We start from the raw sequence: 23892 nt of genomic DNA, 5'->3' as shown, positions 1-23892 counted from the left end.
TCAAAGGAGCCCCCATGACGCATAGTTTCGACAAGTCCCGCCTTCCCAGCCGCCATGTTTCGGTCGGCCCCGAGCGCGCCCCGCACCGCAGCTATTATTATGCGATGGGCCTGACCGAGGAAGAGATTGCGCGGCCTTTCGTTGGGATCGCGTCGGCGGGCAATGACAGCGCGCCGTGCAACACCACGCTCGACTTCCAGGCCGATTTCTGCCGCCAGGGCGTGAACGAAGCGGGCGGCATGCCGCGCCGTTTCAACACCATCACCGTCACCGACGGTATCGCGATGGGCCATCAGGGGATGAAGAGCTCGCTCGCGAGCCGCGAGGTCATTGCGGACTCTGTCGAGCTGTCGGTACGCGGTCACTGCTATGACGCGCTCGTCACCTTTGCGGGCTGCGACAAGTCGCTGCCCGGCATGATGATGGCGATGCTCCGCCTCAACGTGCCGTCGATCTTCGTCTATGGCGGGTCGATTTTGCCCGGACGCTATCAGGACCGCGACGTCACCGTGGTCGACGTGTTCGAGGTGGTCGGCAAATATGCCGCCGGCGCCTGTCCGCTCAAGGACGTGATCGCGCTCGAAAAGGTCGCATGCCCCGGCCATGGCGCGTGCGGCGGGCAATATACAGCCAACACGATGGCATGCGTCGGTGAGGCGATCGGATTGTCGTTGCCCAACAGCAATATGGCACCTGCTCCCTACAAGAGCCGTGAGGAAATCGCGGTCAGCGCGGGCCGCCAGGTGATGGAGCTGCTGGCGAAGAATATCCGTCCGCGCGACATCTGCACGCGCGAGGCGTTCGAGAATGCCGCGCGCATCGTGGCAGCGACGGGCGGCTCCACCAACGGCGCGCTGCATCTGCCCGCGATGGCGAACGAGTGCGGCATCGACTTCGACCTGTTCGACGTCGCCGAGATCTTCAAGAGCACGCCCTATATCGCCGACCTCAAGCCCGGCGGGAAATATGTCGCCAAGGACATGTATGAGGCGGGTGGCATTTACATGCTGATGAAGACGCTGCTCGATAACGGCCTGCTCCACGGCAATCCGTTGACCGTGACGGGCAAGACGATCGCCGAAAACATCGAAGAGGTGACGTGGAACCCCGACCAGAAGGTGATCTACGACGTGAAGTCGCCGATCACGCCGACCGGAGGCGTCGTGGGGCTCAAGGGGACGTTGGCACCCAACGGTGCGATCGTGAAGGTCGCGGGCATGCACCGCCTGCAGTTCGAGGGGCCCGCGCGCGTATTCGAATGCGAGGAGGAAGCCTTCGAGGCGGTCGAGCATCGCAAGATCCAGGAAGGCGAGGTCGTCATCATCCGCAATGAAGGGCCCAAGGGCGGCCCCGGCATGCGCGAAATGCTGTCGACGACCGCGGCGCTCTATGGCCTTGGCATGGGTGAAAAGGTTGCGCTCATCACCGACGGGCGCTTCTCGGGCGCGACGCGCGGCTTCTGCATCGGCCATGTCGGGCCCGAGGCGGCCGAGGGCGGCCCGATCGCGCTCGTCGAGAATGGCGACATCATCGCCATCGACGCGGAAGCGGGCACGATCGATCTCAAGGTCGACGAGGCGGTGCTCGCCGAGCGCGGCAAGGCGTGGACGCCACGGACCAACGATTATCAGTCGGGCGCGCTGTGGCGCTATGCGCAGAATGTCGGTCCTGCCTATAAGGGGGCGGTGACGCATCCTGGGGCAAAGGCCGAAACGCATGTCTATGCGGATATTTGAGGACGCCATCCACGGAGTACCCCGGCGCAGGCCGGCTTCCAGGAGTCGCATGCTGCGAGCCCGTCACACTGGACCCCGGCGTGCGCCGGGGTACTTGGGAGCTTGCCTCCTCCTCACCGCGTGTGGCGGGCAGGGGGCCGGCGAGGACGCGGGCGCCGCGGACGCCGGGCGGATCGAATGTGCGGCGGCGGGCGAAAGCGCGTTCCGCAGCGACTGCACGGTGGAGCGCAGCAAGGACGATGCGGGTGCGCTGATCCTGACCGTCAGCCACCCCGACGGGGCATTCCGCCGGCTGCGCGTCGTCGATGATGGCCGCGGCGTAGTTGCCGCCGACGGCGCTGAGGAGGCGCAGGTCTCGGTGATCGCGGGCGGCGGGATCGAGGTGAGCCTCGCAGGCGAACGCTATCGCCTGCCCGCGACGATCAAGGGACAATGAGGCAAACACCCCGGCCGATCCTGACGGCAGCGCAGATGCGCGCGGCGGAAGAACGTGCGATCGATGCGGGCACCAGCGTTGACGAGCTTATGGATCGCGCAGGGCAAGCGGTCGCCGAGGCCGCATGGCGCTTCGGCGGCACGCGTCCCGTGCTGATCCTGTGCGGACCGGGCAACAATGGTGGCGATGGCTATGTGGCCGCGCGCTATCTGAAGCAGCGCGGCGCCAGGGTGCGCGTCGCGGCGACGGGCGAACCGGGAACGGCCGCGGCGATCAACGCGCGGCGCGGCTGGGACGGCCCCGTCGAGGCGCTCGATGCGGCCGAACCCGCACCGACGCTGATCGATTCGCTGTTCGGTACGGGGCTTAGTCGCCCGCTCGACGATGCCGTGGCCGCACCGCTCGCGCGGCTGGTGGCGGCGGCGCATTTCGCGATCGCCGTTGATGTCCCGAGCGGACTCGCCACCGATGATGGCGCGCTCCTTGCGCCGGTGCCGCATTTCGGGCTCACATTGGCGCTTGGGTCGCTCAAGCCGGCGCACCGGCTGCAACCCGCGGCCAGCCATTGCGGCAAGGTGATCGTCGGGGATATCGGCATCGTCACGTCGGGCGACTGCCATGAACTTGGGCAACCGGCACTGCGTGTACCGGGTGCGGAGGATCACAAATATAGCCGCGGGCTCGTCGCAGTGATCGCGGGCTCTCTGCCCGGAGCAGCGCGGTTGTCGGCGACTGCAGCGATCCGTGCCGGCGCGGGCTATGTCCGACTGCATGGTGCGACGGGCGGACCCGACGCGCTTGTGCATCTGGCGACCGACAATCTCGACACCGCGCTCGACGATGCGCGGATCGGCGCGGTGCTGATCGGCCCGGGGCTCGGGCGCGACGCTGAGGCGAAGCGGCGGCTGGCGGCTGCGCTCGCATCGGGCAAGCCACTCATCCTCGATGCCGATGCGCTGCATCTACTCGGCAAGGTTGGGCTCAAGCGCCTGGCGAAGCTTGATACACCCGCGATCCTGACCCCGCATAGCGGCGAGTTCGCGGCGCTGTTCGGCAAAGCGGAGGGCAGCAAGGTCGACCGCACCGTGGACGCGGCGCGCCGAACGGGAGCGATCATCGTCCATAAGGGCGCGGACACCGTCATCGCGGCGCCCGATGGCACAGCAATCGTCGCACCGCCCGCCTCGTCCTGGCTTTCGACCGCGGGAACGGGCGATGTGCTCGCGGGCGTGATCGCTGCGATGCGCGCGCGCGGCATGGAGGCGACGGAGGCAGCGGGTGCGGGTGTCTGGCTTCAGGCCGACGCTGCACGGCGTGCGGGCCCGGCATTTGTCGCGGACGACCTTGCAAGCTATCTGCCGGGCGCTATTGCAGCTTCTCTATAACGCATGAGCACATTTTCCCGCTCATCCGGAGTAGGGACTGAGCCTGGCGAAGCATACGCCATTTCGGCTTCGCCGGAGGCGAAGTTTATGCTGAGCGTCGCCGCAGGCGGCGTCGAAGGGCTCAATAGCTACTCAGGATGAGCGGATTGATTGAAAGCGAGCGATTCAAGCGGCAATGACCGACACCTCCGAAATCCTTCGCATCGCCGCGCGCGGCGACGGCGTGACCGCCGACGGCCGCTATTTCCCGCTGACCGCGCCGGGCGACCGCGTCGCCGTGGATGGCAGCATCATCCCCGGTCCGCATCACGCCCCGCCCGCCTGTTCGCACTATCCCGAATGCGGTGGCTGTCAGCTCCAGCATCTCGACGAGGAGAGCTTCGCCCGCTTCGTCACCGAGCGCGTCGTCAACGCGCTTTCGGGGCAGCAGCTTGCATTGCCCGAGGTCATGCCCGCGCATATCTCGCCGCCCAACAGCCGCCGCCGCGCAAGCTTGCGCGCTGAACGCCGCGGCAAGAAGGTGCTGATCGGCTTCAACGCCGGGCAAAGCCACCGGATCGTCGACATGGCCGATTGCGCGATCCTTCATCCGGCGCTGTTCGCGTTGATCGCGCCGCTGCGCCGGCTGCTCGGCCCGATGCTGCGCGAAAAGCGCGCGGGGGGCGTGAAGATGACGCTCACCGATCAGGGCGTCGACCTGCTGCTCGACGGCATCGAGGCCGATGGTCTGGCGGCCGCGGAGAGCCTGTCGCGTTTCGCCGAGGATCACGGCCTTGCGCGGCTCTCGCTCGATGATGGCTATGGCCCGCAGACGCGCTGGGAGCCCGAGCCGGTGACCGTCACGCTGGGCGGCGTCGCGGTGAGCGTGCCGCACGATGCGTTCCTGCAGGCGACGCAGGACGGCGAGGCCGCGCTCATCGCGGCGGTTCGCGATGCGATTGGCGATGCGCCGACCGCCGCCGATCTGTTTTCGGGGCTTGGTACGTTCGCGCTGTCGGTCGTCGAGGGCCAGGGCCGCAAGGTTTATGCCGCAGAGGCTGCACGCGATGCTGCTTTCGCGCTCAAGGGCGCTGTGGGACGCGTTCAGGCGCTGGTATTTGTCGAGCACCGCGACCTGTATCGACGACCGCTCACCACCGCCGAGCTCGACCGCTTCGGCGCGATCATCCTCGACCCGCCGCGCGCGGGTGCCGAGGAACAGGTGAAGGCGCTCAGCAGCTCAAAGGCGCCGCGCATTGCCTATGTCTCGTGTAACCCCGCAACCTTCGCGCGCGATGCCAAGACGCTGATTGCGGGCGGCTATCGGCTCGATTGGGTAAGGCCCGTCGGCCAGTTCCGCTGGTCCACGCATGTGGAACTGGCGGCGGCGTTTACGCGGTAGAACCGGATCAAATATTAACTCCGCTCATCCTGAGTAGGGACTGAGCTTGGCGAAGCATGTCCTGAGCGCCTGCCTTGGCAGGCAGTCGAAGGGGCCCGTATCGAAGGGGCCGGCTCGCTGCGTCCTTCGATACGCCGTTTCGACAAGCTCAACGGCTACTCAGGATGAGCGGAATTTGGGAGTGTTCAATGCCCCCACACCGCCATCGCCGCATGCAGCGTCAGCGCGATCAGGCACAGCGTCGACAGCACGAAGACGGAGAAGCGCACCATGATGTTGTTCACAAGTGCCTGCACAAGGCTGTGGATAATCCTGAGGACAACGTAGCCCCAGGCGATCGTGGCGGTGAGCCCGTCGCCTGCGCCAACGATCGCAAGCGTCAGCGCGATTGCGTAGAACAGCGTCGGCTGTTCCATCAGGTGGTTGTAGTTATCGGCCTTCCAGCGGACAGTGGCGGGAAGGCCTTCGGTGAGCGCCTTGGGCGGGAGCGTCGGGTCGAGCACGACCTTCGCCTTCTGCATCGCGGGCAGGCGCGTGGCGTACATCCACAGCCACATGACGAGCGACCAGCCGACGAGCGCCACCACGGCGCCAAGGATCGGACTATGCTGCATTTCCATTCCTCCCCATTCAGAGCGTGGCGCGCAGCGCGTTGACGGCGAGCACTAACAGGACCAGCGTCGACAGGACGAAGACCGGAAAGCGGATCGCGATGCGGTTGACCGTCGCCTGAACGAAGCTGTGGATCACGCGCAGGCCGACATAGGCCCAGGCGAGAGCGACATCGAATTGCGTTGCAGCACCCGCGATCGCGAGGATCGCGACGGTCGCGTAGAAGATCGTCGGTTGCTCGACCAGATGCGCGTAATTGTGCGCCTTCCAGTTCACATTGGCGGGGAGCACGCCTTCGAGATCGGCGCCGCGGCCACCCACGGCCTTGCTCATGTCGATGCCGGCGCTCTTGAGCGCGGGTAGTCGCGTCATCCCCACCCAGACGAGCATCGCGATCGTCCACAGCACCAGCACCGCGGCTGGCGTCAGAATTCCGTTGGCCATGAAGAAAAACCCCCTCCCTCGATTTTCGAAGGAGAGGGTGGTTCAGATTGTTTCAGTGGTCAAACGAAACTTAAAGCCGCTTGATCGACACCACAGTGCCGGGCTTGCGAACGGGCGCCTCGGCTTCGTCCTCGAGATAGAGGCTTGCCATTGGCTCGTCCTCGACGATCGAGACCTCGGTTTCGCCGAAGCCGTTGAAGCCGGTGCGCATTGCGCAGCCATAGGCGCCGAGCATGCCGATCTCGATATAGTCGCCGGCCTGCGTGTCGGCGGGCAGCATGAACGGGCCCGCCATGTGATCGAGATCGTCGCAGGTGGGGCCGTAGAAGCTGAACGCCATGTCGCGCGTCTCGCTCTCATCCTCGCGGATGAGGTTGACAGGGAAGCGCCAGCCGACATGCGCCGCATCGAACAGCGCGCCATAGGCGCCGTCGTTGATGTAGAGCTCGTCGCCGCGGCGCCGCTCGACGCGGACCAGCAGGCTCGCATATTCGGCGCACAGCGCGCGACCCGGCTCGCACCAGAGTTCGGCCGAATAGCTGATCGGCAGGCTCTCGAACGCGTCGTGGATCGCGCTGAAATAGGCTTCGAGCGCGGGCGGCTCCATCCCCGGATAGATCGAGGGGAAGCCGCCGCCGACGTCCACCAGATCCACGGTGACCGCCGCCTGGACAATCGCCTGGCGCACGCGCTCCATCGCCTCGACATAGGCCTGCGGCGTCATCGCCTGCGAACCCACATGGAAGCAGATGCCGAGCGTGTCCGCGGCCTGACGTGCGGCGAACAGAAGCTGCGAAACCTCCGCGGGATCGGCACCGAACTTGGCGGCGAGGCTGAGCTTGGAATGATCCGAGGACACGCGCAGCCGCACCGCGAGCGTGAGATCGCTGGCGTGGCGCGTCGCGCGCTGGATCTTCTCCAGCTCTTCCATCGTGTCGAGCGAGAAGGTCTTCACGCCGTGCGTGAAATAGGCCTCCGCGATTGCCTCCTCGGCCTTGACCGGATGCATGAAGCACAGCTCGGCCTCGGGCAGCGTGCGTGCGACAAGGCGCACCTCGGCGATCGACGCCACGTCATAATGCGTGATGCCGCTGTCCCAGAGGATCTGGAGCAGGTCGGGCGACGGATTCGCCTTCACGGCATAGAGCGACCGTCCCGGAAACTTTTCGACGAAGAAACGGGCGGCACGCTGTGCGGCGTGCGGACGAAGGAGCGTGACCGGCTGAACCGGACGAAGGGCGGTAGCTAGCCCCAGCGCGCTATGATGCTTGTGCAACTCAAGGGACCTCCAGTGGGTAGTTTCCAACAAAGCTGCCTTGCGGTGGAAGTCCCATGGGGCAGCGGAGGCGCGATATATGTATCGGGGGGGCGGGTGTAAAGACCGTTTGAAAGATTCGTTCTCACGCCCGCAACAACGTGGCTTTTTCTGCGGCGAACGGGGTTTTGATCAGGACAGGCGATCGCGGAAATCGCTATAGTCGAACTGCCTGATAAGCCTCAGCGAATCGGTCTCGCTGTTCCACAAGGCAATCGCGGGAAGCGGCACCCCGTTGAAGGTGTTGGTCTTCACCATCGAATAGTGGCCCTGGTCGAGAAACGCGATGCGCGTGCCCGGAGTCGGGGGCGAGGTGAAGGTGTAGTCGCCGATCACATCGCCCGCGAGGCAGGAGGGGCCGCCGAGGCGCAGCGTGACGCCTTGCGGGGCCTCATGGAGCATCGCGGGGCGATAGGGCGCCTCTATCACGTCGGGCATGTGGCAGGTCGCCGAAATGTCGGTGATGCCGATCGGGAGCGCATTCTCGAAGGTGTCGAGGATCTCGCCGACAAGGATGCCCGCATCGAGCGCGACCGCCTCACCGGGTTCGAGATAGATGGTGAGCCCTGTCCGCTCGCGAACGTCCTTGAGAAACGCTACCAGTTTGTCGCGCTGATAGTCCGCACGCGTGATATGGTGGCCGCCGCCGAAATTGAGCCATTTCAATTGCTTGAAATATGGCGCGATCTTGGGTTCGAGCGATTCCCATGTCCGGCGTAGCGGCTCGAAATCCTGCTCGCACAGCGTGTGGAAATGGAGGCCGTCGATGCCCTCCATGTGCTCGGGGCGGAGCTGCGAAACCGGGAAGCCCAGCCGCGAGCCGGGCTGTGCCGGATCATATTTGGGCACCTCGCCCTCGCTATGCTCGGGGTTGAGCCGCAGGCCGAGATCAAATTGTTCGCCTGCCGCGCGCGCGGCTGCGATCTCGCCCGAAAAGCGCGCATGCTGGGCGGGCGTGTTGAAGACGATGGTGTCCGAAAGCCGAAAGATCTCGGGCAGGTCCTCCGCCTTGTAGGCGGCCGAATAGGTCTCGACGATGCCGTGATAATGCTCGCGCCCGAGGCGCGCTTCCCACAGGCCGGACGCGCAGACTCCGTCGAGATATTCGCCGACGACGTCGCCCAGCGACCACATCGAAAAGGCCTTGAGCGCGAGCAGAACCTTCACACCCGCGCGATCGCGGACGTCCTTCAATACCGCAAGATTGCGCCGAACCGCTGCCTCGTCGACGACGAAGCATGGGCTCGGCACGCGGCCAAGGTCGAAATGCGCAAAGGCGCCCGGATCGCCGGCTTTGGTTTCCATGATCTTCTCCCTCTCCCCTTGGGGGAGAGGGCCGGGGAGAGGGGAAGTGTCCGCCCGGCCCAACGTCGAAGTTTAGCGAGGGATGGGACTGCCCCTCTCCCTAACCCTCTCCCCCGAGGGGAGAGGGGATTTTAGAACGCCAGCGGCGCGTCGAGTTCCTTCACCTGCCAGGGCAGGCCATGCTTGTTGAGCATATCCATGAAGGGATCGGGATCGAACTGCTCCATGTTGAACACGCCTTCGCCCTTCCACTTGCCCTGCAGCATCAGCGCGGCACCGATCATGGCCGGTACACCGGTCGTGTAGCTCACCGCCTGATTGCCCGTCTCGGCATAGGCGTCCTCATGGTCGCAGATATTGTAGACGTAGAAGGTCTTCTGCTCTCCGTCCTTCTCGCCCGTCGCGATCGTGCCGATATTGGTCTTGCCGTGCGTCGTCGGCCCAAGCGAGGCGGGTTCGGGCAGGACGGCCTTGAGGAACTGGAGCGGGATGATCTCCTTGCCCTCGTAGATCACGGGATCGATCCGCGTCATGCCAACATTCTGCAGCACTTCGAGGTGCTTGAGATAGGCGTCGCCGAAGGTCATCCAGAAACGGATGCGCTTGATCTCGGGATAGTGTTTCGCGAGCGATTCCAGCTCCTCATGGTACATGAGGTACATGTTCTTCGGACCGACCTGCTCGAAATCGAAGCTCTGCTTGTGGCTGAGCGCGGGCCCTTCGACCCACTCGCCATTCGCCCAGTGCCGCGAGGGTGCGGTCACTTCGCGGATGTTGATCTCGGGGTTGAAGTTGGTCGCGAAATGCTGGCCGTGATCGCCGCCATTGCAGTCGAGGATGTCGAGCGTGTCGATCCGGTCGAGCAGGTGCTTCTTCGTGTAGCTGGTGAAGACCGAGGTCACGCCCGGATCAAAGCCCGAACCGAGCAGCGCCATCAGGCCGGCCTGCTTGAAGCGATCCTGATAGGCCCATTGCCAGCTATATTCGAACTTCGCCTCGTCGCGCGGCTCATAGTTCGCGGTGTCGAGATAGTTCACGCCCGCAGCAAGGCACGCGTCCATGATCGCGAGGTCCTGATAGGGCAGCGCGAGGTTCACGACGAGGTCGGGCCTGATCTTCTCAAGCAGCGCAGTGGTCGCCGCGACATCATCGGCGTCGATCTCGGCGGTGCCGATCGTGACGCCCGTGCGTTCCTTCACCGATTCGGCCACCGCGTCGCATTTGAACTTGCGGCGGCTCGCGAGCGTAATGCTCGAGAAAATCTCGGTGTTCATCGCCATCTTGTGGACTGCGACCGACCCGACGCCGCCCGCGCCGATGACAAGGACCTTGCTCAATTCTGTCTCCATTTGCCGGAAATTTTGGGGGCTATATAGGGACGTACCATGACGGGTCAAAGTATGCCGTTATTGTCGCCCCAGCGCAGGCTGGCCCCCAGACGATGTTGACTAGGCGGCGTGGACGAATTTGATCCAAAGCCGGATGGCAGCGAGATGGACCATGCCGAGGAAACTTGAGGGCGTTTGATCGTAGCGGGTGGCGACGGCACGATTGATTTTCAGCTTGCCGAACATTCGCTCAATGCCGTTTCGCTGCCTGTAGAGCTGCCGATCGTGCTCGATCCTTTCTCGGCGATTGGAGCGCGCCGGGATGACAGCCTGTATGCTGCGGCTCGCGAGATCGGCGCGAATGGCGTTGGTGTCGTAGCCTTTGTCGGCCAGCAGAGCCGCCGGAGCGCGGTCCGGCAGGCGGATCAGCGTGTCATAGGCCGTGCAGTCGGCGGCTTCACCACCAGTCAGGTGGAAGGCGACGGGGCGTCCTCGGGCATCAGCCAGACAGTGAAGCTTACTGGTGAACCCGCCCCGCGAGCGGCCAAGAGCGCGTCGACAAGTCCCCCTTTTCCGCCCGCTGCCGAGACATGGGCGCGAAGGGTGGTGCTGTCGATGCTGTAGTGTCCGGTGTCGGCCATGATCTCGGCAAGCGTCACCGACACGGCCTCCCAGACCCCGGCCTCGCTCCAACGACGGAACCGCCGGTAGATCGTGTTCCAATTGCCGTATTTTGGCGGGACATCGCGCCAAGCAGTCCCACAGCGCAGCCGCCAGAGTATGCCGTTGACTATCGAGAGATTCTGCTCAGGCCTGCGGCCGCGCCCTCGGTTCTCTGGCTCGATCGGCAGCAGACCCTTCAGAACGCGCCATTCTGCTTCGCTCAGATCGCCCCGGCTCAAACCTGCCTCCAAAAGGCAGCCTTGAATCAACCCACACCGTCCACGTCAACCAATTCGTCCACGCCGCCTAGCCCATTAAGCTTTGACGCCTTGCACAAATATCGTCTGGGCCCCAGCCTGCGCTGGGGCGACAGGAGGGGGCGATCAAGCAGGGCTGGGTTTACATCATGACCAACGCTCCCTTCGGTACGCTGTATATCGGCGTCACCAGCGACCTTGCCACGCGCATCTGGCAGCACAAGAATAGCCACGGTTCCGAATTCTGCCGCGAGCACGGCCTCACGCGTCTCGTCTATTGGGAGCATCACGACCATATCGACGCCGCCATCGCCCGCGAAAAGGCAATGAAAGCGTGGAAGCGCGTGTGGAAAACCCGCTTGATCGAACAGCATAATCCGGCTTGGGATGATCTCTATGAGCAGATCAATTATTGATCGTCGCCCCAGCGCAGGCTGGGGCCCAGACGATATCGGGGCGAACCTGGGTTTTCCAGTGAGGACACTGGCATCGTCTGGGCCCCAGCCTGCGCTGGGGCGACTGTGATGCGGGTTCCGACGCGCGAGGGCGTGCTCAGGGCTGCCGCAAAGGTGGCGGAGATCGTTCCCGAAACCCCGCTGTTGCCGCTCCACGTCGACGGCAAGACATTGTGGTGCAAGGCCGAATGCCTCCAGCCGATGGGCGCGTTCAAGCTGCGCGGCGCGTGGCACAGGCTCACCGATATCGACGCGTCCGACTGGGGGGCGGGCGTTGTCGCTTTTTCCTCGGGCAACCACGCGCAGGGCGTGGCGTGGGCCGCGCGCCGGCTGGGGATGGAGGCGACGATCGTGATGCCCTCCGACGCGCCAACCAAGAAGCTCGAGGCCACAAAAGCGCTCGGTGCGGCGGTGGTGCTCTATAACCGGATGACCGAGAGCCGTGAGGAAATTGCGAGCGCGCTCGCCGCCGAGCGCGGCGCGGTGCTGGTGCCGAGCTTCGACGATCCCTGGGTGATCGAGGGGCAGGGCAGCGTCGGCATCGAGATCGCGGCGCAGATGGAGCGGCTCGTCGGCGCCGCGCCTGAACGGATCGTGATTCCCTGCGGCGGCGGGGGGCTCTCGGCGGGGATCGCGCTTGCGTGTCCCGAGGCGGATATCCGTATCGCCGAACCCGAGGGATGGGACGATATGGCGCGCTCGCTCGTGGCGGGCGAGATCGTGCCCGTGGCGCCCAATCCGCCCTTCACCTCGTGCGACGCGCTCCAGACGCTGCGCGTCTCGCCGCTGACCTTCGGGCCGCTCGCGGCCGCTGGCGCGAAGGGTGTCGCGGTCACCGAGGCGGAGATTGCCGAGGCTATGCGCGTCGCCTTCGGGCAGCTTCGGCTTGTCGTCGAACCCGGTGGTGCCGTGGCGCTCGCCGCGGTGCTCGCGGGCAAGGTTCCGATCGCCGAGCGCACCGCAGTGGTGCTGTCGGGCGGCAATGTCGATCCCGCCGCGTTCGCTCGGGTGCTTGAGGGCGCGCGCTGATGGAATCGGTTTTCGCAACACTCGCGCATTTCTCGATTTCGGTGGGACCGGCGCTGCTCATGTTCGCCGCATTTGCGCTGGTTTTCGGCGGTCTTCGCCTGATCCGAACGGGCGGGGACAGGAAAAAGGGCGTGCTGATGCTGGTCTGCGCGGCAGTGTTCGTCGCCAATGTCATGATCTGGACGCTCTGAGCATGGCGCGCGTGTTCGACTTCGATTCCGCCATCGTGCGCGTCCCCGCGCCGAGCGTGGTGAACGGTCTCAGCGCATCGGGTGGCGAGATGCCGTCCTATGAGGGCGTGCTGGCCGAGCACCGCGCCTATGTCGCCGCGCTCGAGGCTGCGGGCGTGGTGGTGGACGTATTGCCCGCGCTCGATGCCTATCCCGATGCGATCTTCGTCGAGGATCCCGCGTTCGTGCTCCCCGAAGGCGCGATCCTGCTGCGGCCCGGCGCACCGACGCGGATGGGCGAGGTCGCTGAGATCGAGCCGGCATTGAAGCGCCATTTCGATGAGGTCCTGACGCTGCCCGACGGCTTTGCCGATGGCGGCGACATCCTGATCACGCCCGCCGAAATCCTGATCGGCCTGTCCGCGCGCACCGACCTTGCGGGCGCCGAAGCCTTTGTCGCGCAGGTCGAAAGACTCGGCCGCCGCGCGCGGATCGTCGACACTCCGCCGGGCACGCTCCATTTCAAGACAGCCTCGTCGCTGCTTACCGAAGACTGCGTCGTCGCAACCCCCGCGCTTGCGGCGACGGGCGTCTTCGCCGGGCTCGACGTTCTGGTGACGCCCGAGGGCGAGGAGGCGGCTGCAAATCTGCTGCGCGTGAACGATACGGTGCTCGTAGGCACTGCCTATCCACGCATTGCGGACCTGATTGCTGAGCGCGGGCTCAATGTGATTGTGCTGGATGTCTCAGAAATCGCGAAGATCGACGCGGGACTGTCCTGCATGTCGCTGAGGTGGCGCCATCCATGACTCGCGAACCGGCAAGATATGCGGGGAGCTGTCATTGCGGCGTGGTGCAATTTTCGATTGAGACGGATTTTCCTGAGCTGACGACGTGCGACTGCTCCATCTGCGCAAGAAAGAACGCGCTCATGGTGAAGGTGCATGAGAGCAAGTTCGAACTGTTGTCAGGCGCTGACAATCTCGCCGAATATCAGTTTCATACGCGGACGGCGCGCCATTATTTCTGCCGGACGTGCGGCATCTACCCGTTTCACCGGAAACGGGTGACCCCTGATTACCTTGGGATAAACGTCTTCTGCCTCGACGGATTTGATCCGTCGGGCATTCCGGTAAGGGCAACTGTCGGCAAGGGCATGCCCTGACCTGGCTTCCCGGGACTACCCACGGACGCTGGCGGACATCCTCAGACGCCCGCCAGCGTCACCTCACTTGATCGGGCAGTTCGGATCGAGCCGCATGTCGAGATAATTGTCCACCGAGCGCATCAGATCGGCGAGTTCATGCTCGAAGAAATGGTTGGCGCGCGGGATCTCGTCGTGGTGGATCGTGATGTGCTTCTGCGTACGCAGCTTGTCGACCAGCTTCTGCACCGCGCTGGGCGTCACCACCTCGTCGGCGGCGCCCTGCACGATGATGCCCGATGCGGGGCAGGGCGCGAGGAAGGTGAAGTCATACATGTTCGCAGGCGGCGCGACCGAGATGAAGCCGCGGATCTCGGGGCGGCGCATCAGCAACTGCATGCCGATCCACGCGCCGAAGCTGAATCCCGCGATCCACGTGGTCTGCGCTTCCGGGTGGAAGCTCTGCACCCAGTCGAGCGCGGCCGCGGCGTCGGACAGCTCTCCAATGCCGTTGTCGAACGTGCCCTGGCTCTTGCCGACGCCGCGGAAGTTGAAGCGCAGCGTCGCGAAGCCGCGGCGCTGGAAGGTCTTGTAGAGCGCCTGCGTGATCCGGTCGTTCATCGTGCCACCGCCCTGAGGGTGCGGGTGCAGGATCATTGCAACGGGAGCGCGCGGACGCGGCGGGGGGCTGAAACGGCCTTCGAGACGGCCTTCGGGGCCGGGAATAATGACTTCGGGCATGGCACCTACGGTCGAAAAGATGGGTGAGCGAACAGCAAAGGCTGTGCACGGACGTGCAAGCCTATATAGAAGCGGGTCAGGGTTTCGCAATCAAAACGGGTGATCCGGTGTCAGACCGTCTCTATCTGGATCATGCGGCGACGACGCCGGTGCTGCCACAGGTGCGGCAGGCAATGGCCGATGCGCTTGCGCGCTGGGCCAATCCGTCCTCTCCCCATGCTGAGGGACGCGCGGCGCGCGCGGCGCTCGAGGATGCGCGCGAACGTATAAAAAAGGCGCTCGGCTGGGAAGATGATCTGATCTTCACCAGCGGCGCCACCGAGGCGATCGGCATCGCGCTCGGCCGTTCCAACGCCGACGCGCACATCGTTTCGGCGGTCGAGCATGACGCAGTGCACCGCACCGTCCCAAAGGCGTTTTTCCTTCCTGTGCAGGGCGATGGCACTGTGTCGCGCGATGCGCTCGCCGGGCGGCTCGGCGCGCTCGGCGCTGCCCGTCCCGTTGTCGCGATCCAGTCGGTCAACAACGAGACCGGCGTGATCCAGCCGCTCGACGAACTCGTTCCGGTTGTGCAGCGCGCGGGCGGGATCGCCTTTGCCGATTGCTCGCAGTCGGCGGGCAAGATGCCGCTGCCTGAGGCCGACCTCATCGCGCTTTCGGCGCACAAGCTGGGCGGACCGCCGGGGATCGGCGCGTTGCTGGTGCGCGATCTGCGCGATATCGAGCCCGATGGCGGGCAGGAAAAGGGCTATCGCGGGGGCACCGAGAATCTGCCCGCGATCCTCGGTTTCGCCGCCGCGCTCGAGGCGTCGAACGCATGGGTGCGCCGCGCCGAGGATCTGCGCGCGCATCTTGACGGCGCGCTTGAGGCTTCGGGCGGGATCATTGCCGCGCGCAAGACGCCGCGCCTCGCGACGATTGCGACCTACCGCATGCCGGGCATGGCCTCGGCCGCGCAGCTTATCCAGTTCGACATGGCGGGGATCGCGGTCTCGGCGGGATCGGCGTGCTCGTCGGGGACGCTCAAGACCAGCCATGTGCTTGCGGCGATGGGGTGGGACGAAAAGGAAGCGGGCGAGGTGGTCCGCGTGAGCTTCGGCCCCGATACGACGCGCGCCGATGTCTACCGTTTTGTCGAGCAGTGGCAGCGGCTGGCGAAAGAGGCAAAGGCCCGCGCTGCATGACCACCCCAATCTATCTGGACTATCAGGCGACCACTCCGCTCGCGCCCGAGGCGCGCGAGGCGATGTTGCCCTGGCTGGGTGACAGGTTCGCCAACCCCCATTCGCCGCACAAGCCGGGACGCGAGGCCGCTGCCACGGTCGAGGCCGCGCGCGATTCGGTGATGGACGCCTTGATTGAGACTTCCCGTTCGTCCCGAGCGAAGTCGAGGGACGTGGGCGCTGAGCCGCGTGTCTCGACTTCGCTCGACACAAACGGTTCCGTTGCCGGCCGTCTGCTCTTCACGGGCGGCGCGACCGAAGCCGCGAATATCGCGATCCAGGGCGCGGCCATGAAAGCCGCCCCCAGGCGCCGCAAAATTGTGACGGTCGCCACCGAACATGCCTGTGTCCGCGATACCGCGCTATGGCTCGGCGCGCATGGGCATGACTGCGTGCTGCTGCCCGTTCATGCCGACGGGATCCTCGATCTCGACGCCGCGGCGGAGGCGATCGACGAGGATACCGCGCTCGTCGCGGCGATGCTCGTCAACAACGAGATCGGCGTGATCCAGCCGATAGCGGCGCTTTCGGCGCTGGCGCGGGCTAAGGGCGCGCTGTTCTTTTGCGATGCGGTGCAAGGCTTTGGCCGCGTGCCGCTCCCCGTCGAGGCCTGCGACATGATCGCGCTCTCGGCGCACAAGATCCATGGCCCCAAGGGTATTGGGGCGCTCTGGCTGCGCGATGGCGTCGCGATCGAGCCGGTCATGCACGGTGGCGGTCAGGAAGGCGGGCTGCGCTCGGGCACGCTGTCGCCAGCGCTTTGCGCGGGTTTCGGCGCGGCGGCGGAGCTTTTGCGCGCGTGCGAGGCGCAGGATGCGGTGCACGTCGCCGAACTCGCCGCGCTGGCAATGCGGCGCCTGGGTGCGTGGGAGGTCAATGGCTCGGTGACCGAGCGCTATCGCGGCAACCTCAACATCCGCATGCACGGCATCGACGCTGCACGCATGATCTCGGAGATACGCCAGGTCGCCTTTTCGGCAGGTTCGGCGTGCGCGAGCGGATCAGGGCGCCCGAGCCATGTTCTCTCAGCGCTCGGGCTGACCGAGGCCGAGGCCCGCGCCAGCATCCGTCTGGGCTTTGGGCGCTATACGACGCTCGACGAACTCGACCGCGCGCTGATGCTGATCGTCGAGGCCGCCGAGCGGCAGGGTGCGATCGCCGCATGACGCTGATTCGCTTCATCAGTGCAGACGGGAATACGGTCCGCGAGGTCACGGGTGCGCCGGGCGACAATCTGCTGACGCTCGCGCAGAATGACGGCCAGCCACTCGAGGGCACGTGCGAGGGGCAGATGGCCTGCTCGACCTGCCATGTCGTCGTCGACGCCGCTGATTTCGCGAAGCTCCCGCCCGCCTCCGAAATGGAGGAGGACATGCTCGATCTCGCCGCGGGCGCGACGCGCAACAGTCGGCTTTCCTGCCAGATCTGGCTCGACGAAAGCCTCGAAAACCTGACCGTCCGCATTCCCGGCGAAGTCCGCAACATGCAGGGGCGTTGATTCCTCCGCCGACTTCCCCCATATGGCCCCCGGGAGTCGGGCGGGCGCAGCACTCGCCAACCCGGTCAGGTCCGGAAGGAAGCAGCCGTAACGAATTCGTTGCGGGTCGTCCCGGCTCCCACCCTTCCACAGCCCACCTAACCGTCATCCCAGCGAAAGCTGGGATCTCTCGTCGGTTGAAGCGCGATTTCGTCAGCAGATGCCAGCCTTCGCTGGCATGACGGCGGCGGAATGGGCTAGGTTCCTTTCCATGTCCGAATCTCCCCAGCCCTACCGCGTCCTCGCGCGCAAATACCGGCCGCAGAACTTCTCCGAGCTGATCGGCCAGGATGCGATGGTCACCACGCTTGGCAACGCGATCAAGCGCGACCGGCTGGCGCATGCCTTTCTGCTGACCGGCGTGCGCGGCGTGGGCAAGACCTCGACCGCGCGGCTGATCGCAAAGGCGCTCAACTGCATCGGTCCCGACGGGCAGGGCGGGCCGACGATCGCGCCGTGCGGAGTCTGCGAGCCCTGCGTCGCGATCGCCGAAGGACGGCATATCGACGTGGTCGAGATGGACGCCGCGAGCCACACCGGTGTCGACGACGTCCGCGAGATCATTGAGGCGGTGCGCTACGCCGCGGTCTCGGCGCGCTACAAGGTCTACATCATCGACGAAGTTCACATGCTCTCCAAGAACGCGTTCAACGCGCTTCTGAAGACGCTCGAGGAACCGCCCGCGCATGTGAAGTTCCTGTTCGCCACCACCGAGGTGAACAAGGTCCCCGTGACGGTGCTCTCGCGCTGCCAGCGCTTCGATCTGCGTCGCATCCCCGCCGAGAAGCTCGCCGCGCATTTCGGCAATGTCGCCACCGCCGAGGGCGTCCAGGCCGAGCCCGAGGCGCTGGCGCTGATCGCGCGCGCCGCCGAAGGATCGGCGCGCGACGGGCTCTCGATCCTCGATCAGGCGATCGCGCATGCCGATATGGAAGGCAGTCATGGCGTCAAGGCTGCGCAAGTACGTGAAATGCTTGGACTTTCCGATCGCGGAGCGATCCGCCGGCTGTTCGGCGATCTGCTGACCGGCGACGCGCAGACCGTGCTGCGCGGGCTGCGCGACCAGCATGATCTGGGGGTCGATCCTGTCGCGATCCTGCGTGCATTGCTTGAAACCGTCCACGGCGTCACACTCGCAAAGGTCGGCAGCAGCGACGATCCGGCGCTCTCAAACGAGGAACGCGAAGCGCTGGCCGACTGGGCTGGCCGGCTGTCCTTCGCCGCGCTCCACCGGCTCTGGCAGTTGCTGCTCAAGGGGCATGACGAGGTCGTCCGCGCATCGATGCCGATCGAGGCTGCCGAAATGGCGCTGCTTCGCGTTATCCACGCAGCCCAACTCCCCGATCCGGGCGACCTGATCAGGAAGCTGTCGAGTGGCGAGGGTGTGGCGTTGTCCTCGCCCTCCGCGCCGGCAAGCGCCCCCACGCACGAGACGGTGCAGCAGCGTTTCCCCGAGAGCTTTCCGGCGATGATCGACCTGCTCGCCAATGGCGGCAAGGCGCATGTCGCGCAGCAACTCCACGACTATATCGGGCTGATCCGCTATGCGCCGCCCGCGCTCGATATCCGCCCGGCAAAGCCGATGCCCAGCGAGTTCAACCGCGATCTTGGCGCTGCGCTCAAGGCGCTGACTGGAGAGACCTGGGAAATTGCCTCGCCCGACGGACCGGCCGAGCCTACGTTGCTCGAACAGGATCAGGCGCGCGAAATGGCTGCGCGCGACGCGATTCTGGCTACCCCGATCGTGAAGGCTGCGTTCGACGCCTTCCCAGAAGCCGAATTGCTGGAATACAAGGCGGCGGTGCGCGGCTGACTCGCTTGGCCAGATTTTCAAAATAGGGTTTAATTCAATGAAAAATCTCGATGAAATCCTGAACATGGCAAAGAATGTCCAGGACGAGCTGCAAAAGGCGCAGGCCAATCTCGACACGATCGAGGTCGAAGGCGTCTCGGGCGGCGGGCTGGTCAAGGTCAAGGCCAGCGCCAAGGGCCGGATCATCGGCGTGTCGATCGACGACAGCCTGCTCAATCCTTCGGAAAAGCAGATACTCGAGGATCTCATCGCAGCCGCGCTTAACGATGCGCGCGCCAAGGCGGACGCTGCATCGAACGCAGAGATGAGCAAGATGACGAGCGGCCTGCCGCTCCCTCCGGGCTTCAAGCTGCCCTTCTGAGGCCGTTCAGCGGTTCCGGACGAGGAACGCCGGCGATCCCCCACGCGTTTGTCAGTCAATGACAATCAGGAAGGTCGCCTCATGTCCGAAGAGCGCATCACCGAACGCACCGACGCCACCGGCAACGTGACCGAGCGCGTCATAGAGCGTGGCAATCCGTCCACAGTGGTCGAACGGCGAGGGTCGGGCGGTCTGGTCATCGCCTTTATCCTGCTTATCGCGGTCGCCCTTGTGGGCTTCTATCTCGTGAGCATGAACAACCAGGAAACGCGCCAGACCGACGCGATCTCGCGTGCTGCTGACAGCGTAGGCGAGGGTGCGAGGAAGGCTGGCGACGCTGCCGACCGCGCCGCCGACAAATATACCGGCGATAACAAGTAGCCGCGGCAATAGCTGGCCGCGGCATTGACGGGGCCATCATGTCAGCGCAGGCAGCTATCCAGCCCGTCGCGCCGGACTACCCCCACCCAGCGCGCCAGCCGGTTGCCATGCCGGCGCGTGAAGCCGCCAGGCGAGATCGCCTCGCGCTTTTTCGGAAGCGGCAGCACCGCTGCGATGCGACCCGCCTCCATCGGCGTCAGACGGCTCGCGTCATGCCCGAAATAACGCTGCGCACCGGCATTGGCGCCATAGGTGCCGATGCCCGTCTCGGCGATATTGAGATACACCTCCATGATCCGCGGCTTGCCCCAGATCAACTCGATCAGCACGGTGAAATAGGCTTCCAGCCCCTTGCGGAAAAAGCCGCCGCCCTGCCACAGAAACGCGTTCTTGGCGGTCTGCTGGCTGATCGTCGATCCGCCGCGGATGCGGCCACCCTTGGCATTGCGCCGCATCGCATCCTCGATCGCCTCGGCATCGAATCCGTGGTGCGAACAGAACTTGCCGTCTTCGCCCGCGATCGCGGCGCGCGCCATGTTGGGATCCATCCGCGAAAGGCTCATCCAGTCCTTGGTGAGCCCACGGCCGCCAATGACGTCGGCGATCATCGTCGCGGTGATCGGCGGCGGCACGAACTTGTAGAACACCACCCAGGCGACTGAAACGCCCAAAAATATAAGGATCGCGCGGATGATCCACCAAGTGATGCGGGAGGGAAGCGAACGGGATTTCGACCTGGCCATGCCGGGCTGTTAGCAAAGGAAAACGGGGTTCGTCATCCTCCGTTGCGAGAAGAGTGTGGCGTGACGATCATGGCCGATGTTCGGCCGTTCGACGCATTGGCTTTGACCTGGAGGTCCAGGCGTGTCGAGACGATCCACAGGTCAAGGTGGAGGAGCGGCTATGGGGCGCCATCGCAATCCGTGCGTGCTTATAGCGGCAATTGCTTCATTGACGGCGGGCGTCATGCAGCCGGCGCAGGCCGGAGAGGTGCTGCGGATCGGCGTTGTCGGACAGATTTCCGGCACGCACCCGAACATCACCGCGAGCGGCAACACGCTTATGCTCAGCGGTCTCGCCGCGCGCGGGCTCACTTATTTCGACGGCGATGTCTCGATGGCATGCCTGCTGTGCGAGACGCTGCCCACCGTGGAAAATGGTCTGGTGCGCGATGATGTCGATCCCGATGGGAAGCCCGGCCAGCGGGTGATGTTCCGGCTCAAGCCTGGGCTGAAATGGGATGACGGCAAGCCTATCACCGCCAGCGATTTCGTGCGCGCATGGCGCGTGGGGCGCGAGCCTGAGAATGACTATGCGTGGCAAAGCCGCCTGGCGGAGGAAATCTGGGCCGCCGTGGCGCTCGACGAGCGGACTTTCGAGGTCCGCAGGCGAGGACGAAGCTGCGCTCCCTCCGACTTCCGCTTCATGCCCGTGCGCGGCGACGGGGGCGCAGCCGATCACAATCCGAAGAGCTACCGCGCACAAAGCCCGCACATGACCTCGCCCCTCGTGCGTGGATTATATGTCGGCCCCTATCGCGTGACGGACTACCGGCCCGATCCCGAGAACCAGGTCGTCACGCTCGATCGAAACACCCACTGGTCGGGGGGGCGACCGCGCTTTGACCGTATCGAGCTCGTCTACCGTCCCACACCGCAGGCCATGCAGCAGGCGGTTGCGGAAGGGCTGGTGGATCTCGTTACCGATACCCGGCCGGCCATCGCCGAAGCGGGCATGCGGCTGGCGCCCGATCGCTTTGTCGACTTCCAGCGGGCCGGCCGCACGCTCATGCAAGTCACGCTCAATCTCGACGATCCCGCGCTTTCCGATGTGCGCGTCCGCCGGGCCTTGCTGCTCGCGCTGGACCGAAACGCGCTGGCGGGGCTGGTATCCGGCAAGGCGGCTCCCGCGCGGTCGTTCTTGTCGGAGAACTTTCCCGCCTATCTGCCGAGCCTTGCCGAAGGCGGCCTTGCGGCGATGTCCGAGGCCGCCAAGCTGCTCGAGACATCCGGCTGGCGCGCCGGAGCGGATGGCGTTCGCCGCGACTCAAGCGATCGTCCGCTTGCTTTTCGGCTGGCCGTGGCCCGCGCGCTGCTGGATGGTCCGCTCGTGCAATCGATTGTCGAATCCTGGCGAGGCGTGGGTGTCCGGGTCGATGTTGAGCCATGGGGCGGCATTGCCCAGCTAACGGGCGCCAACCCGCCATCCATGGCGCTGTTCGGCTATACGATAGAGGGCGGCGCGAACATCGACTTCCACATCTTCGCCAGCCACTCGATCCCGAAGCCGGGAGAGGCGCGTAACGGTCTCAACATCTTCCGCTACCGGAGCGCCGCCGTCGACGCCATCGTCGCGCAGCTCCGCGAAGGGTGCGCGCCGGAGCGCCTGACGCCCGGCTTCCGCGACCTCCAGCGCCACATAGGGCAGGATCTGCCGCTATTGCCGCTTTTTTTCATGCCCGAGGCGCACCTGCTTCCGCGCGCACTTGCTTTGCCCGATGCGCAGCGCGTGCAACTGCTGCTGACGCAAGAGATCGAAAACTGGCAGATTCGCGATTGATCGAGGGGACTGGGGCTTGAACCATGCCCGCTGGCGCCGCGTCAATTCTGCGTTCATGCGTGAAAGTCAGCCGTTCGCCGATCGGCTTTTGACGATGGCCGCGTCGCGCGCAATGGCGGGCGGAAAGATGGAGGGACATATGAAGTTGCTGATCGCTGCGGCGCTGCTCGCGGCGCCTTGTGTGGCTCAGGCGAGCGACACCGAAGCCAACGCGGTCTATGAGCGCATGATCGCGGCCTATGCGAAGCTCGATCCCGCATTGATCGAGAGCGTCTACGCGCCGGGCGCGACCTATCTGCCGCAGGGCAGCACTGCGCGGATCGACACGCGCGAGACGATCATCCGCGGCGTGCTAGGCTTTCAGGAACAGTTGCGCGCCTCCGGCGGCAGCCTTTCGATGAAGATGCGAATCGTCGATCGCAAGCGCTTCGACGGTGTGTATGTCGACAATGGCTATGTCCGCACCACCGTGATCCCTGCCAGCGGCGCCGCGCCGCGCGTCACCACGAGCAAGTTCGCGACGGTGGTTGCACGTCAGGCCAATGGCCGCTGGGCGATCGTGACCGACGCAGCGTCGGCCACGCCCGCCGAGGCTTTCGATCAGGCGGTTGCTATTTCGGGCGCGAAGTTCGACGAATAACAGTCAATGCCAGGCCGGCGCATTATGCGCCGGCCCTTTCAGCTTTTACGCCATCGACGGCAGCAGGCGGCGTTCGCCCGCGATCCGCATCATCGCCTTTTGCAGCTTTTCGAAGGCGCGGACCTCGATCTGGCGGACGCGCTCGCGCGACACGCCATAGACCTGGCTCAGCTCCTCAAGCGTCTTGGGTTCCTCGGCGAGGCGACGCTCGGCGAGAATGTGCTTCTCGCGGTCGTTAAGGTCTTCCATCGCCGCAACGAGCATTTCGTGGCGAACGTCCTTCTCCTCGGCGTCGGCAATGCGCTCGTCCTGCAGCGGATCGGTATCCTGCAGCCAGTCCTGCCACTGGCCGTCGCCGTCCTCGCGCATTGGCACGTTGAGCGACGTGTCGCCGCCCATCGCCATGCGGCGGTTCATGCTGATGACGTCTTCATTGCTCACGCCGAGATCGGTCGCGATCTTCTGGACGTCGTCGGGATGCAGGTCGCCGTCCTCGAACGCGTCGAGCTTGTTCTTCATCCGGCGAAGGTTGAAGAACAGCTTCTTCTGCGCGGCGGTGGTCCCCATCTTCACGAGGCTCCACGAACGCAGGATATATTCCTGGATCGACGCGCGAATCCACCACATCGCATAGGTGGCGAGACGGAATCCCCGATCGGGCTCGAATTTCTTCACGCCCTGCATCAGGCCGATATTGCCTTCGGAGATCAGCTCCGACGTCGGCAGGCCATAGCCGCGATAACCCATCGCGATCTTCGCGACGAGGCGAAGGTGCGAGGTGACGAGCTGTGCGGCCGCTTCGGGATCCTGATGCTCCTGATAGCGCTTGGCGAGCATATATTCCTGCTCGGGCGCCAGAATCGGGAACTTCTTGATTTCCGACAGATAACGGTTGAGGCTCTGCTCACCACCCAAAGCGGGGATCGTCGCGGGGACGTTGGTGTTGGCAGCCATGACTTCACATACTCCCTGAATCA

General features: G+C 65.0%; 26 protein-coding genes, 1 other RNA gene and 1 pseudogene. 18 read left to right on the top strand and 10 right to left on the bottom strand.

The window, feature by feature from the left end; translation table 11 throughout:
- The first annotated feature begins 14 nt into the window (after window positions 1–14).
- From ilvD to D3876_RS16380, 4 genes are all read left to right on the top strand, one after another.
- Window positions 15–1736 carry a dihydroxy-acid dehydratase gene (gene ilvD, locus D3876_RS16395; protein WP_119764334.1) on the top strand — a complete coding sequence of 574 codons (1722 nt, stop codon included), beginning with the start codon at window positions 15–17 and terminating at the stop codon, window positions 1734–1736.
- Between the two features lie 94 nt (window positions 1737–1830).
- Complete coding sequence (locus D3876_RS16390) at window positions 1831–2172, top strand: hypothetical protein (protein WP_238475417.1); 342 nt, start codon at window positions 1831–1833, stop codon at window positions 2170–2172.
- The gene (locus D3876_RS16385; protein ID WP_119764330.1) at window positions 2169–3557 is read left to right on the top strand and encodes an NAD(P)H-hydrate dehydratase; all 1389 of its coding nucleotides are present in this window, start codon (window positions 2169–2171) and stop codon (window positions 3555–3557) included. The genes D3876_RS16390 and D3876_RS16385 overlap by 4 nt, the downstream gene beginning before the upstream one ends.
- Before the next feature lie 175 nt (window positions 3558–3732).
- A complete protein-coding gene (locus D3876_RS16380) occupies window positions 3733–4938 on the top strand; it encodes a class I SAM-dependent RNA methyltransferase (RefSeq protein WP_119764328.1) in 1206 nt (401 codons plus the stop codon).
- Window positions 4939–5123: 185 nt separating this feature from the next.
- Here D3876_RS16380 and D3876_RS16375 read toward each other — a convergent pair whose 3' ends face one another.
- The 7 genes and pseudogenes from D3876_RS16375 to D3876_RS20930 all read right to left on the bottom strand — a co-directional run.
- Window positions 5124–5552 carry an MAPEG family protein gene (locus D3876_RS16375; RefSeq protein ID WP_119764326.1) on the bottom strand — a complete coding sequence of 143 codons (429 nt, stop codon included), beginning with the start codon at window positions 5550–5552 and terminating at the stop codon, window positions 5124–5126.
- A 16-nt stretch (window positions 5553–5568) separates the two neighbouring features.
- Window positions 5569–5994 carry an MAPEG family protein gene (locus tag D3876_RS16370; RefSeq protein ID WP_119764324.1) on the bottom strand — a complete coding sequence of 142 codons (426 nt, stop codon included), beginning with the start codon at window positions 5992–5994 and terminating at the stop codon, window positions 5569–5571.
- Window positions 5995–6064: 70 nt separating this feature from the next.
- Window positions 6065–7270 (bottom strand): type III PLP-dependent enzyme, encoded by a 1206-nt coding sequence (locus D3876_RS16365; protein ID WP_119764322.1) that lies wholly within the window; start codon window positions 7268–7270, stop codon window positions 6065–6067.
- A 171-nt stretch (window positions 7271–7441) separates the two neighbouring features.
- Window positions 7442–8614, bottom strand: a complete 1173-nt coding sequence (locus tag D3876_RS16360; protein WP_119764320.1) for a carboxynorspermidine decarboxylase — start codon at window positions 8612–8614, stop codon at window positions 7442–7444.
- A 131-nt stretch (window positions 8615–8745) separates the two neighbouring features.
- Window positions 8746–9951 (bottom strand): saccharopine dehydrogenase family protein, encoded by a 1206-nt coding sequence (locus tag D3876_RS16355; protein WP_119765567.1) that lies wholly within the window; start codon window positions 9949–9951, stop codon window positions 8746–8748.
- Window positions 9952–10062: 111 nt separating this feature from the next.
- Complete coding sequence (locus tag D3876_RS16350; protein ID WP_238475177.1) at window positions 10063–10635, bottom strand: IS5 family transposase; 573 nt, start codon at window positions 10633–10635, stop codon at window positions 10063–10065.
- A 29-nt stretch (window positions 10636–10664) separates the two neighbouring features.
- Window positions 10665–10844: pseudogene (locus D3876_RS20930) on the bottom strand (transposase); the annotation flags it as partial.
- Between the two features lie 143 nt (window positions 10845–10987).
- Here D3876_RS20930 and D3876_RS16345 point away from each other — a divergent pair.
- The 5 genes from D3876_RS16345 (at window position 10988) to D3876_RS16325 (ending at window position 13681) form a co-directional block, all read left to right on the top strand.
- Complete coding sequence (locus D3876_RS16345) at window positions 10988–11278, top strand: GIY-YIG nuclease family protein (protein ID WP_119764318.1); 291 nt, start codon at window positions 10988–10990, stop codon at window positions 11276–11278.
- Window positions 11279–11386: 108 nt separating this feature from the next.
- Window positions 11387–12346, top strand: a complete 960-nt coding sequence (locus tag D3876_RS16340) for a threonine ammonia-lyase (RefSeq protein ID WP_119764316.1) — start codon at window positions 11387–11389, stop codon at window positions 12344–12346.
- Window positions 12346–12537 (top strand): hypothetical protein, encoded by a 192-nt coding sequence (locus D3876_RS16335; RefSeq protein ID WP_119764314.1) that lies wholly within the window; start codon window positions 12346–12348, stop codon window positions 12535–12537. Before D3876_RS16340 ends, D3876_RS16335 begins: the two co-directional genes overlap by 1 nt.
- A gap of 2 nt (window positions 12538–12539) precedes the next feature.
- On the top strand, window positions 12540–13325 hold the full coding sequence (locus D3876_RS16330) for a dimethylarginine dimethylaminohydrolase family protein (RefSeq protein ID WP_119764312.1): 786 nt from the start codon (window positions 12540–12542) through the stop codon (window positions 13323–13325).
- Window positions 13322–13681 (top strand): GFA family protein, encoded by a 360-nt coding sequence (locus D3876_RS16325; protein WP_119764310.1) that lies wholly within the window; start codon window positions 13322–13324, stop codon window positions 13679–13681. Before D3876_RS16330 ends, D3876_RS16325 begins: the two co-directional genes overlap by 4 nt.
- Before the next feature lie 63 nt (window positions 13682–13744).
- Here the strand turns inward: D3876_RS16325 and D3876_RS16320 are convergent, their stop codons facing one another.
- Window positions 13745–14401 (bottom strand): alpha/beta hydrolase, encoded by a 657-nt coding sequence (locus tag D3876_RS16320; RefSeq protein WP_119764308.1) that lies wholly within the window; start codon window positions 14399–14401, stop codon window positions 13745–13747.
- 107 nt (window positions 14402–14508) lie between these two features.
- Here D3876_RS16320 and D3876_RS16315 point away from each other — a divergent pair, with 107 nt between their 5' ends.
- The 7 genes from D3876_RS16315 (at window position 14509) to D3876_RS16285 (ending at window position 19716) form a co-directional block, all read left to right on the top strand.
- Window positions 14509–15585 carry a cysteine desulfurase family protein gene (locus tag D3876_RS16315; RefSeq protein ID WP_119765565.1) on the top strand — a complete coding sequence of 359 codons (1077 nt, stop codon included), beginning with the start codon at window positions 14509–14511 and terminating at the stop codon, window positions 15583–15585.
- Entirely contained in the window at window positions 15582–16790 is a 1209-nt protein-coding gene (locus tag D3876_RS16310; RefSeq protein WP_119765563.1) for a cysteine desulfurase family protein, read from the top strand. The genes D3876_RS16315 and D3876_RS16310 overlap by 4 nt, the downstream gene beginning before the upstream one ends.
- Window positions 16787–17122, top strand: a complete 336-nt coding sequence (locus D3876_RS16305; protein WP_119764306.1) for a 2Fe-2S iron-sulfur cluster-binding protein — start codon at window positions 16787–16789, stop codon at window positions 17120–17122. Before D3876_RS16310 ends, D3876_RS16305 begins: the two co-directional genes overlap by 4 nt.
- Window positions 17123–17150: 28 nt before the next feature.
- Window positions 17151–17248: signal recognition particle sRNA small type (gene ffs / locus D3876_RS16300), an RNA gene on the top strand.
- A 124-nt stretch (window positions 17249–17372) separates the two neighbouring features.
- A complete protein-coding gene (locus tag D3876_RS16295) occupies window positions 17373–18974 on the top strand; it encodes a DNA polymerase III subunit gamma/tau (RefSeq protein WP_119764304.1) in 1602 nt (533 codons plus the stop codon).
- A gap of 37 nt (window positions 18975–19011) precedes the next feature.
- On the top strand, window positions 19012–19335 hold the full coding sequence (locus tag D3876_RS16290; protein ID WP_119764302.1) for a YbaB/EbfC family nucleoid-associated protein: 324 nt from the start codon (window positions 19012–19014) through the stop codon (window positions 19333–19335).
- An 81-nt stretch (window positions 19336–19416) separates the two neighbouring features.
- Entirely contained in the window at window positions 19417–19716 is a 300-nt protein-coding gene (locus tag D3876_RS16285) for a hypothetical protein (RefSeq protein ID WP_119764300.1), read from the top strand.
- Window positions 19717–19757: 41 nt separating this feature from the next.
- Here the strand turns inward: D3876_RS16285 and mtgA are convergent, their stop codons facing one another.
- The gene (mtgA, locus tag D3876_RS16280; protein WP_119764298.1) at window positions 19758–20459 is read right to left on the bottom strand and encodes a monofunctional biosynthetic peptidoglycan transglycosylase; all 702 of its coding nucleotides are present in this window, start codon (window positions 20457–20459) and stop codon (window positions 19758–19760) included.
- Between the two features lie 223 nt (window positions 20460–20682).
- On the opposite strand from mtgA, the gene D3876_RS16275 reads away from it, so the two are divergent.
- Window positions 20683–22275 carry an ABC transporter substrate-binding protein gene (locus D3876_RS16275; RefSeq protein ID WP_182912039.1) on the top strand — a complete coding sequence of 531 codons (1593 nt, stop codon included), beginning with the start codon at window positions 20683–20685 and terminating at the stop codon, window positions 22273–22275.
- Window positions 22276–22414: 139 nt separating this feature from the next.
- Window positions 22415–22915, top strand: a complete 501-nt coding sequence (locus tag D3876_RS16270) for a YybH family protein (RefSeq protein WP_147417674.1) — start codon at window positions 22415–22417, stop codon at window positions 22913–22915.
- A gap of 45 nt (window positions 22916–22960) precedes the next feature.
- Here D3876_RS16270 and rpoH read toward each other — a convergent pair whose 3' ends face one another.
- Entirely contained in the window at window positions 22961–23869 is a 909-nt protein-coding gene (rpoH, locus tag D3876_RS16265; protein ID WP_119764292.1) for an RNA polymerase sigma factor RpoH, read from the bottom strand.
- Window positions 23870–23892: the final 23 nt, after the last annotated feature.

This window comes from Sphingomonas cavernae, from assembly GCF_003590775.1.
Lineage (GTDB): Bacteria > Pseudomonadota > Alphaproteobacteria > Sphingomonadales > Sphingomonadaceae > Sphingobium_A > Sphingobium_A cavernae.
Note: the sequence above shows the minus strand (reverse complement) of the source record. Positions and strands in the feature narration are given on the sequence as shown.